This window comes from Sulfuricaulis limicola (genome assembly GCF_002355735.1).
Classification (GTDB): domain Bacteria; phylum Pseudomonadota; class Gammaproteobacteria; order Acidiferrobacterales; family Sulfurifustaceae; genus Sulfuricaulis; species Sulfuricaulis limicola.
This window is the reverse complement of record NZ_AP014879.1, coordinates 1947378-1960995: the sequence shown is the minus strand read 5'-3', so window position 1 is coordinate 1960995 and position 13618 is coordinate 1947378. Positions and strand designations below refer to the sequence as shown.

The following is a 13618-nucleotide window of genomic DNA, read 5'->3' as shown; positions in this document are numbered from 1 at the left end:
GCCATTCATGCGTGGCGTATCCCGACCTGGGGGTCGGAATATCCCGTCGGGGTTACTCGATGGAGCGCGCCGTCAGCCCCAAGTGGAGGATGCGCTGGATGAAGTCTTCGTAACTCAATCCGGACTTGATGGCGGACAGGGTGCAGTCCTCGTCGCGCGCGATGCCGGGATTGGGGTTCGCCTCCAGCACGTACAGCTCGCCGTCCGCTGCCATGCGCAGGTCGATGCGGCCGTAGCCGTCCATGTCAAGCAGGTGATACACACGCTTGCACAGGTTGCTGATGCGCTCTTCCGTGCCGTTCGGCAGGTTGCGCGCGAACTGGTATTCGATGCCCCAGCGCTCGCGGTACTTGTCGTCCCATTTCACCTTGTAGGTCGCCATGTGCGGTGTGCCCGGTTCGGCGTTGCCGAACACCAGCTCGCGGATCGGCAGCACTTCGAGCTTGGTGTTGCCCAGCACGGTGACGTAGAACTCGCGCCCTTCGATGAACTGCTCGGCGATGGCGTCGCCGTTGAGCTTTTCGTGAATCAGCGCGACACGCTCGCGCAACTGGGTTTCATTTTCCACGTACGAGGCCTTGGCGATGCCAACCGAGCCTTCCTCCGTCAGCGATTTGACGATCAGCGGCCAGGTGAACTTGCGGCGTTTGCTGATTTTCTTGCGCAGCGGAAACACGTCGAAGTCCGGCACGCTGATGCGGTGATAGGTGAGGATCATCTTGGTCAGCGCCTTGTCGCGCGCCAGCAGCAGGCCGCGCGGATTGCAGCCGGTGTGCGGGATGCGCATCATCTTGAAATAGCTGACGACGTAGTAATCGAAGGCGCTGTTGCCGGCGAAGTCCTCCAGCAGGTTGAAGGCGATGTGCGGTTTCCATTCCTCGATGACCTTGCGGATCGGCGCCAGGTCGTCGTAGACGCCCACGACCTGGACTTCATGGCCGATGTTCAGCAGCGCGGTCTTGACGTCGTACTCGGTGCGGAACTTCTCCATCCGCGGGTCGTTCTTGTCGTGCAGGTCGTCCGGCGGCACCAGCGTGTAGTGCACCACCAGCATGACGCGCAGCTTTTTCATGATTTTGCCTCATAACCCCCTCTCCCTTGAGGGAGAGGGCGGGGGAGAGGGTGAGAGGTTGTGCCATAGCGCGGTATTGCGCCCCTCTCCCTACCTCTTCTCGCCCGGGGTGCGCCAGAATCGGGCGCACCCGCTCGGCGGGGAAAAGGTCCACCGGACCTTTTCCCGTTTCCGCCTCGCCCCCGGAGGGGAGAGGGATTGAGAAATATGTTCATATGGCGAGGCGCGACATGCCGCTGCGCAGCGAGCCCATGTAGAGCATGACGAGCGAGGAAATGAGCGCGATCTTGGTTTCGTCCTTGTCGCGCGCGGCGTGCAGGTTCATCTCCTCACAGCGATGGATCATGTCCTCGATGGTCAGGTTGATGCGGTAGCGGGACTCGGAGGTCCAGCGGGCGACGGTGTTGATGGCCTCGCGGCGCAGCCGGCGTATGAAATGCGCCGCGCGCTCGTTCTTGTGGCTGACCGAGGCGGGAAAGATCTGGCGCAGCTGCTCTTCGTGAAAGTACGGCAGGTCCTGTTGCAGGCGTGTCTGCTTCTCGGCGAAATATTCGCGCAGGGTGATGCGCAGAGTGTTGAGCGAATCCACCTGTTTCTTGGTGCGCACCGGCGGCGCGTGGCCGACGATTTCCTTCATCAGCGCATCCACGTAATTGAGTTTCTTGAGCGCCGGCCAGTCGCGATAGCGCTCGCGCCAGCGTGAATTGGGGTCGAGCCACACCGAGAAGGTCTCGGCCCAGTCCTCGGCCGGGTGGCTCTGTGCGTACCAGTTGTCGAGGTGCAGCACGTAATTACGGCTGTAAGGCCGCGGCAGGTAGCTCTCGGGATAGATTTTGCTGTGGCGACCGAAGCGGCGGCGCCAGCTCTGTTTCAGGTGCAGGCGGTAGGCGTTGGCCAGCGCGTGCGCGGTCTCGTGGCGCAGCAGCTTCATGCGCGATTCCGAGGTGTTGCCGTCGAATTCGAGCATCTGAGCCTTTTCCAGGCGCATCAGCCGCGGGTGCACGAGGTAGAACGGGATGGCGAAGCCGGGCACGCCGTCCGGACAGAACCAGCAGTCCGACAGCCACACGTGCGGGCGGAAGGCGAAACCGCGGTTGACGAGCTCGCGCCACAGCAGCTCGACCTCTTTCTGCATCTTGCCACCTTCGAGCGTGAGGCCGAGGTCGCACAGCCGGGTGTCGAGCAGATTCTCGTCCGACTTGCGCGTCCAGGACATGATCGTGGGACGCCGGGCGGGTTTTTTCCGGCGCGGTTTCCTGCGGTTTTTCGTTTTTTTGGAAGAGATGTCTGTCTCCTTTGTTTATTCTTCAGTATTAATAGATCGCGGTGACACGATACCCGGCCTTCTCGATCAGCTGCAACAGGCCGGTTTCACCCGGCAGATGCGCCGCCCCCACGGCGATGAAGGCGCCGCCCTGTTTGAGCATCGGCGTCATGCGCTCAGCCATGCGCCGGTTGCGCTGGACGATCAACCGGTCCATGCCCTCTTGGTACAGGCGTTCATCGGTCGGCTTGTGCTTTTCGCTGATCGCGATGATCGCGGCCAGGTCACGCGCGAGCCAGGCCTTGTGCAGCGCCTCGAATTCCCGGTCGAGCTCCGGCTGCAGGCGCACGGTGTCTTCCAGCAGCGCCACCTGGTCGCGCAGGGGCAGCTCGTCGAATATCGCCAGCTGCTCGGCGACGGTTTCCAGCCCGGACACGGGTTTGTTCTGTTGCGCGGCGCGCGCCTGCAACACGAGATCGAGGAATTCGCCGGTCCGGGGCGGCGGCATGGACAGCGCCATCATTACCGCCCAGGGTTTTTGTTTCTCGACACCCAGTGTCGGCATGCCACGCGCGCTCAATGCCTTTACCGATTCCGCGTAGAGTTTCCGGCCGACGACCTGCTCCAGGGTGCGCTCATCGTTGAAGAACATGACCTCGGCCATGCGCATCAGGCTTTCGCCGTCGATGATCGCTTCCATGACGAAGCGAGTGGAGGCGTCCAGCGTGCGGGTGACGGCGTCGGGGAGTGCGGTAATGCGCGGGTCATCGGAGTGGATGGTGCCGAACAGATAATTGGCCGCGGCGCCCGGGGATTCGATTTTCCACAGCAGACCCTTGGTGTTGCGTACCGCCGGCCCGGCGGCGCTGACGCTGTTTTTCGCGGTGGCGGTGGCCGCCACCGCGCCGGTCCAGAGCGGCAGGACAAAAAGGACGGCAAGGAGAAGTCTTATAAAGGAATAGAAACCCGTCATGAATGACGCCGGGCGGATGGCGAAATGTCGTCGCATGGAGCGGATGGCTTCAGGAAGAGGGCCCGATTACCATGTACCCAAGAATATATTAGGAATGCCGATGCGCCAAATACTTATTCCTTCATTCATGGCGGCTTGCCTGCTCGTGTCCGCCGCGCGTGCCGCCGACTTGCCGCGTTGGGAGCTGGGGCTGGGCCTGGCCGGTTTGAGCATCCCCGACTACCGGGGCTCGGATGAACAGAGCGGTTATCTTCTGCCCCTGCCCTACGTGCAGTACCGGGGCGAGATTTTTCAGATCGACCGCGAGGGCGCGCACGGCAAGCTGTTCAGCTCGGAGCGCGTCCGGCTGGAGCTGAGCGCCGCGGCCGGCCCGCCGGCCCGCAGCGATGACAACGCGGCCCGACGCGACATGCCGGACATCGACCCGACCGTGGAGGTAGGCCCCTCACTGGAGATTTATCTGACGGACGACCGTGCGTGGCAGCTGGAGCTGCCCCTGCGTACGGTCATCGCGACCGATCTCACGCATGCAGAAGGCATCGGCTGGGTGTTCGCGCCCAGCCTCAATTACCGCCTGCGTAACAACAATGGCTGGGGTGGCGGCATCGCGGTCGGCCCGCTGTACGCCTCGGAGCAGTATCACGATTACTATTATGAAGTCGCGCCGGCTTTCGCCACCGCCGTGCGCCCGGCCTACGACGCGCCGGGCGGTTACAGCGGCAGCCGCCTGACCTTCACCGCCAGCCGGCGCTTCCCGGATTTCTGGGTCGGGGCGTTCGCGCGTTATGATCGCCTTTCCGGCGCGGCCTTCGAGGACAGCCCGCTGGTGAAGAAAAAATCCTCTTTCATGGCCGGGGTGGGCATTGCCTGGGTACTGGCGGAGGCGAAGAAACCGTAACAGTCATGACACCGAAAACGCGCGACGAATTCCTGGACCTGGTGGACCAGCTGATCTTCGAGATGGAAGAGGTGCTGATGTGCGCGCAGGACGAGGGCGATCCCGAGGATTCCGTGTTCTCCGATCTGTTGCCGGTGTACGAGCAGTTGACGGGCGATCTCAAGCAGCTGCACGCCGAGGTCATGCAGGGCCGGCACGCCTTCGGCGGAGACCGCGACCTGCCGTTCATGCCGCTGGTGAACAAGTGGAAGGAGCGACTGCCAATCTATAATCTGTTCGCGACGCTCAACGCCGTGAACAAGCAAGGCCTGCCGGGTTGACGGTTTGTGACTTCGCTTATTTGCCGGTAACATCGCACTATGTCCGGAAATTCCATCGGCAAGCTCTTCACCGTCACCACCGCGGGTGAATCCCACGGGGCGGCCTATGTCGCGATTATTGATGGTTGCCCGCCGGGCATGACGCTCAGCGAGGCCGACATCCAGCCCGACCTTGATCGGCGCAAGCCCGGCAAGTCGCGCCACACCACCCAGCGGCGCGAATCCGACGAAGTGAAAATTCTCTCGGGCGTGTTCGAGGGTAAGACCACCGGCACGCCCATCGGCCTGCTGATCCAGAACACCGACCAGCGCTCGCAGGATTATTCCAAGATCCTGGACCGCTTCCGGCCGGGCCATGCCGACTACACCTACCAGCAGAAATACGGCCTGCGCGACTATCGCGGCGGCGGGCGCTCGTCGGCGCGCGAGACGGCGATGCGCGTGGCCGCCGGGGCCATCGCCAAGAAGTGGCTCAAGGAAAAATACGGCACCGTGATCCGCGGCTACCTCGCGCAGCTCGGGCCGATCGTGCTGGAGCTGAAGGACTGGAACGAGGTCGAGAACAACGACTTCTTCTCCCCGGATGCCGCCAGGATTGCGGAGTTGGAAAAATACATGGACGACATCCGCGCCGCTCGCGACTCAATTGGCGCGCGCGTGAACGTCGTCGCCTCGAATGTGCCAGTGGGGCTGGGTGAGCCGGTGTTCGACCGCCTCGATGCCGACATCGCCTACGCCATGATGAACATCAATGCCGTGAAGGGCGTCGAGATCGGCGCCGGCTTCCGGTCGGTAGCGCAGAAGGGCACCGAGCACCGCGACGAGATCACGCCCAAGGGTTTTCTGTCCAACAACGCCGGCGGCACGCTCGGCGGCATCTCCACCGGTCAGGACATCACGGTCAGTATCGCCCTCAAGCCGACCTCCAGTATCCCGCAGCCCGGCCGCACCGTGAACGTGAAAGGTGAGGCCGTCGAGGTCGCTACCACCGGGCGCCACGATCCCTGCGTCGGCATCCGCGCCACGCCGATCGCCGAGGCCATGCTGGCGATCGTGCTGATGGACCACGCGCTGCGCCACCGCGCGCAGAACGCCGACGTCAAAAGCCCCGTGCCGGTGATCCCTGGTAGCGTCTGACGCTGGTTAATTATGGGCTGCTCGAAGAATATTTCTTGACGCAGCTGATGGCAAATCGGGAAATTAAATTGTGCTTGGCCCCATTGGCTTTAGGAAAAAAATACCATGAAATTTCGCGCTCGTTGGGCAGCCGCTACACATTCAACCATCACCACAGCTTTCATGAAATCAAATATTATGCTGGTCGCAGCTATATGTTTGATCTTGGTGGGTTGCGCTACTTCAGATGTTTCGAAAGATTTTTCTTTGTCACCGGATTCGAAATCCGGCCTGCTAATCGGATCTGTAAAATATCTTGGCCCTGTCTCTGGCTATAGAGTTTATTTCAAGGGATTGAACAATAATGAGAAAGGCTACTTTGAAGCAGGCTCAAGTAATGCTGTTTCCTTATTCTCCACACGCTATGACTTTCCTGATGTAGGGGGTAAATTACAAGTTACTGAGTTAATTCCAGGTAATTACGAAATATATGGTTGGGCTGTTCAAAGTGGAGTGGCACATCTCAGCCAAACAACCCCTTTTAGCATTAAGTTCAAAATTGAGCCCGGAAAAGCGACGTATATCGGCTCATTCATTTTTACTGTAACCAATAAGCTTGCGGCTACCGTTACTGCAACCAAAGTCGACTTTGCTGACGCATTTGATGAAGATATCAAAGTGTTGCACCGGTTGTATCCGAAGCTCGCCATGGCTGATATTTACCGGGGCGTGGATCTGGGGCTAAGGAAAGAAGACATCGGAGGAGCTAGCAGCGTCTATTTTAATTTGGCGCCTTTTTTTATTCCTGGAGCCCCAATAAAACATTGACATCCAAACTATGTATTGTGATCAAGGCATCAGAGTAGTTAAGAAGTAAAATTGCCTTTCGATTTCAAGTGCTCTGACCTTGGATCGTAATTCCATGCCTTACTGGCGCCTCTCCGGTTTTTATTTTTTCTATTTTGCCACGCTCGGCGTGCTGGTGCCGTACTGGAGCCTGTATCTCCAGTCCGCCGGTTTCGCGCCGGTGGACATCGGCAACCTCGTCGCCATTCTCATGTTCTCGCGCATCGTGGCGCCGGTGGTGTGGGGCTGGATCGCGGATCATCGCGAGCAGCGCATGGCGGTGGTGCGGCTGGCGTCGCTGCTTACGGTCGTGGCCTTCGGCGGCGTCTTTTTCGGCGCGTCGTTCTGGTGGCTGGCCGCGGTCATGCTGCTGTTCAGTTTTTTCTGGCACGCCTCGCTGCCGCTGCTCGAAGTATTCGTCATGCGGCATACGGCAACGCAGCCGGGCGCCTACGGGCGCGTGCGCCTGTGGGGTTCGATCGGCTTCATCGTGTCGGTGCTGCTGCTGGGTCCGGTGATCGACGTCCACGGCCCGTGGTGGGTGTTGCCGTCACTGTTGTCGCTGATGTTCGGCATCTGGCTGTTCAGCCTGACGCTGCCGGAGTCGGAAATGAAAGGCGCGGTGGAGCACGCCGGGCGGTTTCGCGAGGCATTACTGCGACCCGAGGTGTTCGCGTTCCTGCTGGCCTGTTTGCTGATGCAGATCAGTCACGGGCCGTACTACACCTTTTATTCCATTTATCTCGAAGGCTACGGCTACTCCAAGACCGTGATCGGGATGTTGTGGGCCTTCGCCGTGGTGTGCGAGATCGGCGTGTTCCTGCTGATGCAGCGCCTGTTGACGCGCGTATCGCTGCGCGCGGTGCTGGTTGCCAGTTTCCTGCTCGCGGCAATACGCTGGCTGCTCATCGGCCATTATCCGGAGAATATTCTAGTGCTGGCGCTGGCGCAGGCGCTGCACGCGGCCACGTTCGGCAGTTTTCACGCCACGGCCATGCAGCTGGTACACCGGTTTTTCACGGGCAGACATCAGCATCGCGGTCAGGCGATTTATGGCAGTCTCAGCTTCGGGATCGGCGGGGCGGTGGGGAGCTTGTACAGCGGTCACGCCTGGGCCACGCTGGGCCCGACGGTGAGTTTCAACATCGCGGCTGGAGCCGCGGGCGCGGCGTTTCTGGTTGCGTGGTTGTTTATCAAACCGAAGGCGTGAATATCGCAATCATGTAGGTTGGGGTTCGCTTCGCTCACCCCAACCTACATGAAAAAGTTGAAAATTTGTTGTGAGTCCGTTCGTACTTCGACAAGCTCAGTACGAACGGAATTGGAGATTTCTAAGCCGAGGTCTTGAGCTTGCGCAGGTGGCGGTAGGCGGAGAGCGGGATGATTTCGGCGGTGCGTCGTACCACGGGCCCGGCCATTTTCTTCGCTACCATGCTCTCGGCGAAGATCTGATTCAGCGCGGCGCCGAGCTCGTCGAGCACGCGGTAGAGGTCCACGTCGGTGCGCGCGGCGCGCAGGATCTCCTGGCGGATCGGCGTGAGCGCCTGAAAGGTTTTGTCCAGCTTCACCGGATCGGTCAGGACGCGGCAGGCATTTGAGACATAAATCGCGCGCACCAGGCGCGTCATCAGGTCGTGGTGCAGCGGGGTGCCCTCGAACACGTCCTTGATGTTGGTCGCGGCCGGATTCACCGGGAACTGGTGAAAGCCCAGGTGTTCTTCCAGCTGTTCCAGCAACTCTTTAAAATTCATTTTGTTTTGTTTTCCCGAATTATTCGTATCATCGCCTGACCGGCGTTGGAGAGAGTGCGTTTCTCATGGGTAACAATGCCCAGTTCACGCCGTATCTCCACCTTTTCAATCCGGACCACGTTCAGCCCTGCATCAATCATAGTCCGTGGAAGCGCACTCCACCCGAGACCGATCGTCGCCAGCATTTTCAGCACTTCCAGATAATTGGTGGCCATCCCGACCTGAATCCGGTCGCGCAGGCGGCCGAAGGCATTCAGGATGATCTCCCGGGTATAAGTCCCGGGACCCGGCAGAATGGCCGGGTAATCCAGCAATCTGTTCAAAGTAACGTGCAATTCCCGCGCCAACGGATGCCCGGGGCTGACCACGATATCCAGCGGATCGTCCCAGATTTTCTCGGTTTTCAGGGGCGCGGCGGTTTCGGGCGGCAGGGTGACCACGGCCAGCTCCAGATCGCCGCGGGCTACACCCTGGCAGGCCTTTTCCGAGTCCATGAACTGCAGATTCAGGTGCACCTGCGTATAGGTTTCGTGAAAACGCTTGAGCAGCCCCGGTAGCCGGTGCAGGCCGATATGGTGGCTGGTGGCCAGCAGGAGTTCGCCGGAAATGTTGCCGGAAAGATTGGTAATGCCGCGTTTGACGTCCTCCAGCTCCTTCAGCACGTTGCGGGCCCGGCCCAGCAGCGCTTCCCCGGCAGGGGTCAGGTGAATGCCGCGGCCGATGCGGTCGAACAGGCGTGCCCCGATCTCCTTTTCCAGCGCGGCAATGCGCTTGCTGATGGCGGGCTGGGTCAGGTAAATGCGTTCAGCCGCGCGGGAAAACGACCCGGATTCGGCCACGGCTAGGAAGGCTTGCAAGGCGGATATATCCATAACTTAATAGAATATATTACATGATAAACATGAATTTGTGTTATTAGTTCCCCGCGCCTAGAATTTGCCCAATTCTTCACCCTTGTTGGCTGCCATGGCCGGAAAGACTCTCTACGACAAGCTTTGGGATGCGCATGTGGTGCGTCATAACGATGACGGCACCGCGCTCATCTATATCGATCGCCACCTGGTTCACGAAGTGACCAGTCCGCAGGCGTTTGAGGGCCTTCGCCTGGCCTCACGCAAGGTCTGGCGCATCGATGCCAATCTCGCCACCGCGGATCACAACGTCCCGACCACGGACCGCGCCAGTGGCATCGCCGACCCGGTGTCGCGCCTGCAAGTCGAGACCCTTGACCAGAACTGCCACGATTACGGCATCACCGAATTCGGCATGCACGACGCCCGCCAGGGGATCGTGCATGTGATCGGTCCGGAGCAGGGCGCGACCCTGCCGGGCATGACCGTGGTGTGCGGCGATTCACACACCTCGACCCACGGCGCCTTCGGCGCGCTTGCCTTCGGCATCGGCACCTCCGAGGTGGAGCATGTGCTCGCCACGCAATGCCTGATTTTGAAGAAGGCGAAAAACATGCGCGTACGGGTCGAGGGCAAGCTTCCGCCCGGCATCACCGCCAAGGACATCGTGCTCGCGATCATCGGCAGGATCGGCACCGCCGGCGGCACCGGCCACGCCATCGAATTCGCCGGTGAAGCCATCGGACAGCTTTCGGTCGAGGGCCGCATGACGGTGTGCAACATGGCCATCGAGGCTGGTGCGCGCGCCGGAATGATCGCGGTGGATGACAAGACCGTCGAATATTTCCGCGGCCGGCCCTACGCGCCCAAGGGTGCGATGTGGGAACAGGCAGCGAAAGCTTGGCGTGAACTGCACAGCGATCCGGACGCGAAGTTCGATAAGGAAGTCGTGCTCAATGCCGCCGACATCAAGCCACAGGTGACCTGGGGCACCTCGCCCGAGATGGTGGTGCCGGTGGACGGCGCCGTGCCCGATCCGGAGAAAGAGTCCGACACCGTCAAGCGTGGCAGCATGCAACAGGCGCTCAAGTACATGGGTCTCCAGCCGGGCACGCCGATGCACGCCATTACGCTCGACAAGATTTTCATCGGTTCGTGCACCAACTCGCGCATCGAGGATTTGCGCGCTGCGGCAAATGTGGTGAAAGGAAAGAAAGTGGCGCACAACATCAAGCTCGCGATGGTGGTGCCGGGCTCAGGCCTGGTGAAGACGCAGGCCGAGAAGGAAGGCCTGGATAAAATTTTCCGCGATGCAGGATTCGAGTGGCGCGAGCCGGGCTGTTCCATGTGCCTCGCCATGAACGCCGACCGGCTCGAACCGGGCGAGCGCTGCGCTTCGACCTCGAACCGCAATTTTGAAGGCCGCCAGGGCGCCGGCGGGCGCACGCATCTGGTCAGCCCCGCCATGGCCGCGGCCGCGGCGATCGCCGGGCATTTTGTGGACGTACGAGAATTTCACTGATGCAAAAGTTTGAAAAACTCAATGGTCTCGCGATGCCGCTCGACCGCGCCAACGTGGACACGGACGCGATCATCCCGAAGCAATACCTGAAATCGATCAAGCGCACCGGCTTCGGACCGACCCTGTTCGACGACTGGCGTTACCTCGATCCGGGCGAGCCGGGCATGGACCACGGCAAGCGCCGCCTCAATCCGGACTTCGTATTGAACCAGTCGCGCTACCAAGGCGCGCAGGTTTTGCTGGCGCGTGACAACTTCGGCTGCGGTTCCTCGCGCGAGCACGCACCGTGGGCGCTGATGGACTACGGCTTCCGTGCCATCATCGCGCCGAGCTACGCCGATATTTTTTACAACAACAGTTTCAAGAACGGATTGTTGCCGATCGTGCTCGATCGTGCTGTCGTGGACCAGCTGTTCCGCGAGACTGAAGCCACGCCGGGTTATCGTCTGACCGTCAATCTTGCCGCGCAGACCGTCGCAACACCCTCGGGCAAGCAGTTCAAATTTGATATCGATGCCTTCCGCAAGCACTGCCTGCTGAACGGGCTCGATGACATCGGTCTCACCCTGCAGCATGTGGACGAGATCAGGGCTTACGAAGCGCGGCGCCGGCAGGAAGCGCCGTGGCTTTTCGCCAAATAGGAAACATACGATGACCAAGAAGATTGCGGTATTGCCCGGCGACGGGATTGGGCCGGAAGTAGTAGCCGAAGCGGTCAAGGTGTTGGAGCGCCTGCGCCGGGGTTTCGGCCTCAAGATCGAAATGGAGACCGCCCCGGTGGGCGGCACCGCCTATGACATGCACAAGCATCCGCTGCCGGATGCCACGCTGAAACTGGCAAAACAGGCGGATGCCGTGCTGCTCGGCGCCGTGGGCGGCACTCAGTGGGATACGCTGCCGCGCGAGTTGCGCCCGGAAAAGGCCCTGCTGGGCCTGCGCGCGGAGTTGAAACTGTTCGCCAACCTGCGTCCGGCGATACTCTATCCGCAGCTGGCCTCGGCCTCGACACTGAAGCCCGAGGTCGTTGCGGGGCTCGACCTGCTGATCGTGCGCGAGCTGACTGGCGACATTTATTTCGGCGAGCCGCGCGGGGTACGTACGCTGGCCAACGGCGAGCGCCAGGGATTCAACACCATGGTGTACTCCGAGCACGAGGTGGAGCGCGTAGCGCGGGTGGCGTTCGAGGCCGCGCGCAAGCGCCACAAGAAGCTCTGCTCGGTGGAGAAGGCCAACGTGTTGGAGACCTCCGGCTTGTGGCGCGAGGTGGTGCTGCGGGTGGCGAAGGATTATCCGGATATCGAGCTTTCGCACATGTACGTGGACAACGCCGCGATGCAGCTGGTGCGCGCGCCCAAGCAGTTCGACGTCATTGTGACCGGCAATATCTTCGGCGATATCCTGTCGGACGAGGCGGCCATGCTCACGGGTTCCATCGGCATGCTGCCGTCGGCCTCGCTGGACAGCGCCAACAAGGGCATGTACGAGCCGATCCACGGCTCGGCCCCGGACATCGCGGGGAAGGGCGTGGCCAATCCGCTCGCGACCATACTTTCAGCCGCGATGATGCTGCGCTACACGCTCAACGAGCCCAGGCTCGCTGACAAGATCGAACAAGCGGTGTCTAAAGTACTCGACCAGGGCTTGCGTACGGGCGACATTCACACCGTAGGCACGCAGAAAGCCGGAACGAAAGAAATGGGCGACGCCGTGGCGGCGGCGCTTTAACGAATAATTTGACGAGGATATGACGATGAAGCGGGTAGGTCTGGTAGGTTGGCGCGGCATGGTGGGTTCGGTGCTCATGGGCCGCATGCAGGCGGAGAAGGATTTCGATCTCATCGAGCCGGTGTTCTTCACCACGTCGAACGTCGGCGGCAAGGGCCCCGCGATCGGCAAGGACGTGCCGCCGCTCAAGGACGCGAAGAGCATCAATGAACTGAAGGCGATGGACGTCATCATCACCTGTCAGGGCGGCGAGTACACCTCCGAGATATTTCCCAAACTGCGCGCCGCCGGCTGGAAGGGTTACTGGATCGACGCGGCTTCGAGCCTGCGCATGGACAAGGATGCGATCATCATCCTCGATCCGGTCAACTTGGATGTCATCAAGGCCGGACTCAAAAACGACGTGTTGAATTACATCGGCGGCAACTGCACGGTGTCGCTCATGCTCATGGCGCTCGGCGGGTTGTTCAAGGCCGGACTCATCGAGTGGATGACCTCCATGACCTACCAGGCCGCCTCCGGTGCCGGCGCCAACAACATGCGCGAGCTGGTGAAACAGATGGGCAGCATCCATGCGGCCGTGAAGGATAAACTCGACGACCCGGCGTCGGCGATTCTGGATATCGACCGTGCGGTTGCCGATCATATCCGCGGTGACAAGTACCCGAAGGAATTCTTCGGCGTTCCTCTCGCCGGCTCGATCATTCCTTATATAGATAAGCAACTCGACAGCGGACAATCGAAAGAGGAATGGAAGGGCCAGGCCGAGACCAACAAGATCCTCGGTCGTTCCGGGCAGCCAATCCCGATCGACGGCATCTGCGTGCGCGTCGGCGCCATGCGCTGCCACAGCCAGGCGTTCACCATCAAGCTCAAGCGCGACGTGCCGATGGACGAGATCAATGCCATGCTGGCCGCGCACAACGCGTGGGTGAAGGTGGTGCCGAACGACCGCGACAAGAGCATGCGCGAGCTCACCCCGGCGGCGGTGACGGGCACGCTGACGGTGCCGGTGGGTCGCCTGCGCAAGCTGAACATGGGCATGGATTACCTGGGCGCCTTCACGGTCGGCGACCAGCTCCTGTGGGGCGCGGCCGAGCCGCTGCGGCGCATGCTGCGCATCCTGCTGGAGAGCCGGTAACTCCAGAAATTCCCGGTTTTACCGCTTGAAATGCGGGCCTGGCGGCACATTTGCCGTCGGCCGGCAGCGCGACTATAAAAAAAGAAAGCGGACCACGCGCAGAAAACCGGCCGAAACCTGACTTCGCATACGCGTGGCC

At 60.9% G+C, this 13618-nt stretch carries 14 protein-coding genes; 9 read left to right on the top strand and 5 right to left on the bottom strand.

The features are described 5' to 3' along the window. Positions 1–52 precede the first annotated feature (52 nt). The 3 genes from SCL_RS09370 to SCL_RS09360 form a co-directional block, all read right to left on the bottom strand. On the bottom strand, positions 53–1072 hold the full coding sequence (locus tag SCL_RS09370; RefSeq protein ID WP_096360971.1) for a D-alanine--D-alanine ligase family protein: 1020 nt from the start codon (positions 1070–1072) through the stop codon (positions 53–55). Positions 1073–1283: 211 nt separating this feature from the next. Beyond that, positions 1284–2288: a putative zinc-binding metallopeptidase gene (locus SCL_RS09365; RefSeq protein WP_096360970.1), complete on the bottom strand. Its 1005-nt coding sequence runs from the start codon at positions 2286–2288 to the stop codon at positions 1284–1286. A gap of 97 nt (positions 2289–2385) precedes the next feature. Then, the gene (locus tag SCL_RS09360; protein ID WP_096360969.1) at positions 2386–3345 is read right to left on the bottom strand and encodes a TraB/GumN family protein; all 960 of its coding nucleotides are present in this window, start codon (positions 3343–3345) and stop codon (positions 2386–2388) included. Between the two features lie 64 nt (positions 3346–3409). Here SCL_RS09360 and SCL_RS09355 point away from each other — a divergent pair, with 64 nt between their 5' ends. The 5 genes from SCL_RS09355 to SCL_RS09335 all read left to right on the top strand — a co-directional run bounded on the left by SCL_RS09355 (position 3410) and on the right by SCL_RS09335 (position 7699). Further along, on the top strand, positions 3410–4207 hold the full coding sequence (locus SCL_RS09355; RefSeq protein ID WP_172426007.1) for a MipA/OmpV family protein: 798 nt from the start codon (positions 3410–3412) through the stop codon (positions 4205–4207). A gap of 5 nt (positions 4208–4212) precedes the next feature. After that, positions 4213–4527, top strand: coding sequence for a hypothetical protein (locus SCL_RS09350; RefSeq protein ID WP_096360968.1), 315 nt, complete (start codon positions 4213–4215; stop codon positions 4525–4527). A 39-nt stretch (positions 4528–4566) separates the two neighbouring features. After that, complete coding sequence (gene aroC / locus SCL_RS09345; protein ID WP_096360967.1) at positions 4567–5664, top strand: chorismate synthase; 1098 nt, start codon at positions 4567–4569, stop codon at positions 5662–5664. Positions 5665–5769: 105 nt separating this feature from the next. Beyond that, positions 5770–6471: a hypothetical protein gene (locus SCL_RS14100; RefSeq protein WP_148665061.1), complete on the top strand. Its 702-nt coding sequence runs from the start codon at positions 5770–5772 to the stop codon at positions 6469–6471. Between the two features lie 94 nt (positions 6472–6565). Continuing rightward, the gene (locus SCL_RS09335; RefSeq protein ID WP_096360965.1) at positions 6566–7699 is read left to right on the top strand and encodes an MFS transporter; all 1134 of its coding nucleotides are present in this window, start codon (positions 6566–6568) and stop codon (positions 7697–7699) included. Positions 7700–7820: 121 nt separating this feature from the next. On the opposite strand, the gene SCL_RS09330 is transcribed toward SCL_RS09335, so the two are convergent. Then, positions 7821–8240, bottom strand: a complete 420-nt coding sequence (locus tag SCL_RS09330; protein WP_096360964.1) for a hypothetical protein — start codon at positions 8238–8240, stop codon at positions 7821–7823. Then, on the bottom strand, positions 8237–9112 hold the full coding sequence (locus tag SCL_RS09325) for a LysR family transcriptional regulator (RefSeq protein ID WP_096360963.1): 876 nt from the start codon (positions 9110–9112) through the stop codon (positions 8237–8239). Before SCL_RS09325 ends, SCL_RS09330 begins: the two co-directional genes overlap by 4 nt. A 94-nt stretch (positions 9113–9206) precedes the next feature. Here SCL_RS09325 and leuC point away from each other — a divergent pair, with 94 nt between their 5' ends. Genes leuC through asd form a run of 4 tightly spaced genes read left to right on the top strand, consistent with a single transcriptional unit; the run spans position 9207 to position 13479 of the window. Next, positions 9207–10613 (top strand): 3-isopropylmalate dehydratase large subunit, encoded by a 1407-nt coding sequence (leuC, locus tag SCL_RS09320; protein ID WP_172426006.1) that lies wholly within the window; start codon positions 9207–9209, stop codon positions 10611–10613. After that, complete coding sequence (gene leuD, locus SCL_RS09315; protein ID WP_096360961.1) at positions 10613–11254, top strand: 3-isopropylmalate dehydratase small subunit; 642 nt, start codon at positions 10613–10615, stop codon at positions 11252–11254. The genes leuC and leuD overlap by 1 nt, the downstream gene beginning before the upstream one ends. Positions 11255–11264: 10 nt before the next feature. Then, positions 11265–12338 (top strand): 3-isopropylmalate dehydrogenase, encoded by a 1074-nt coding sequence (leuB, locus tag SCL_RS09310; RefSeq protein WP_096360960.1) that lies wholly within the window; start codon positions 11265–11267, stop codon positions 12336–12338. A 25-nt stretch (positions 12339–12363) separates the two neighbouring features. Then, positions 12364–13479: an aspartate-semialdehyde dehydrogenase gene (gene asd / locus SCL_RS09305; RefSeq protein WP_096360959.1), complete on the top strand. Its 1116-nt coding sequence runs from the start codon at positions 12364–12366 to the stop codon at positions 13477–13479. Positions 13480–13618: the final 139 nt, after the last annotated feature.

Excerpts from the sequence above, each read along its gene's own strand:
- SCL_RS09370 (WP_096360971.1), bottom strand. The coding sequence starts at position 1,072 with ATGAAAAAGCTGCGCGTCATGCTGGTGGTGCACTACACGCTGGTGCCG.
- SCL_RS09365 (WP_096360970.1), bottom strand. The coding sequence starts at position 2,288 with ATGTCCTGGACGCGCAAGTCGGACGAGAATCTGCTCGACACCCGGCTG.
- SCL_RS09360 (WP_096360969.1), bottom strand. The coding sequence starts at position 3,345 with ATGCGACGACATTTCGCCATCCGCCCGGCGTCATTCATGACGGGTTTC.
- SCL_RS09355 (WP_172426007.1), top strand. The coding sequence starts at position 3,410 with ATGCGCCAAATACTTATTCCTTCATTCATGGCGGCTTGCCTGCTCGTG.
- SCL_RS09350 (WP_096360968.1), top strand. The coding sequence starts at position 4,213 with ATGACACCGAAAACGCGCGACGAATTCCTGGACCTGGTGGACCAGCTG.
- aroC (WP_096360967.1), top strand. The coding sequence starts at position 4,567 with ATGTCCGGAAATTCCATCGGCAAGCTCTTCACCGTCACCACCGCGGGT.
- SCL_RS14100 (WP_148665061.1), top strand. The coding sequence starts at position 5,770 with ATGAAATTTCGCGCTCGTTGGGCAGCCGCTACACATTCAACCATCACC.
- SCL_RS09335 (WP_096360965.1), top strand. The coding sequence starts at position 6,566 with ATGCCTTACTGGCGCCTCTCCGGTTTTTATTTTTTCTATTTTGCCACG.
- SCL_RS09330 (WP_096360964.1), bottom strand. The coding sequence starts at position 8,240 with ATGAATTTTAAAGAGTTGCTGGAACAGCTGGAAGAACACCTGGGCTTT.
- SCL_RS09325 (WP_096360963.1), bottom strand. The coding sequence starts at position 9,112 with ATGGATATATCCGCCTTGCAAGCCTTCCTAGCCGTGGCCGAATCCGGG.
- leuC (WP_172426006.1), top strand. The coding sequence starts at position 9,207 with ATGGCCGGAAAGACTCTCTACGACAAGCTTTGGGATGCGCATGTGGTG.
- leuD (WP_096360961.1), top strand. The coding sequence starts at position 10,613 with ATGCAAAAGTTTGAAAAACTCAATGGTCTCGCGATGCCGCTCGACCGC.
- leuB (WP_096360960.1), top strand. The coding sequence starts at position 11,265 with ATGACCAAGAAGATTGCGGTATTGCCCGGCGACGGGATTGGGCCGGAA.
- asd (WP_096360959.1), top strand. The coding sequence starts at position 12,364 with ATGAAGCGGGTAGGTCTGGTAGGTTGGCGCGGCATGGTGGGTTCGGTG.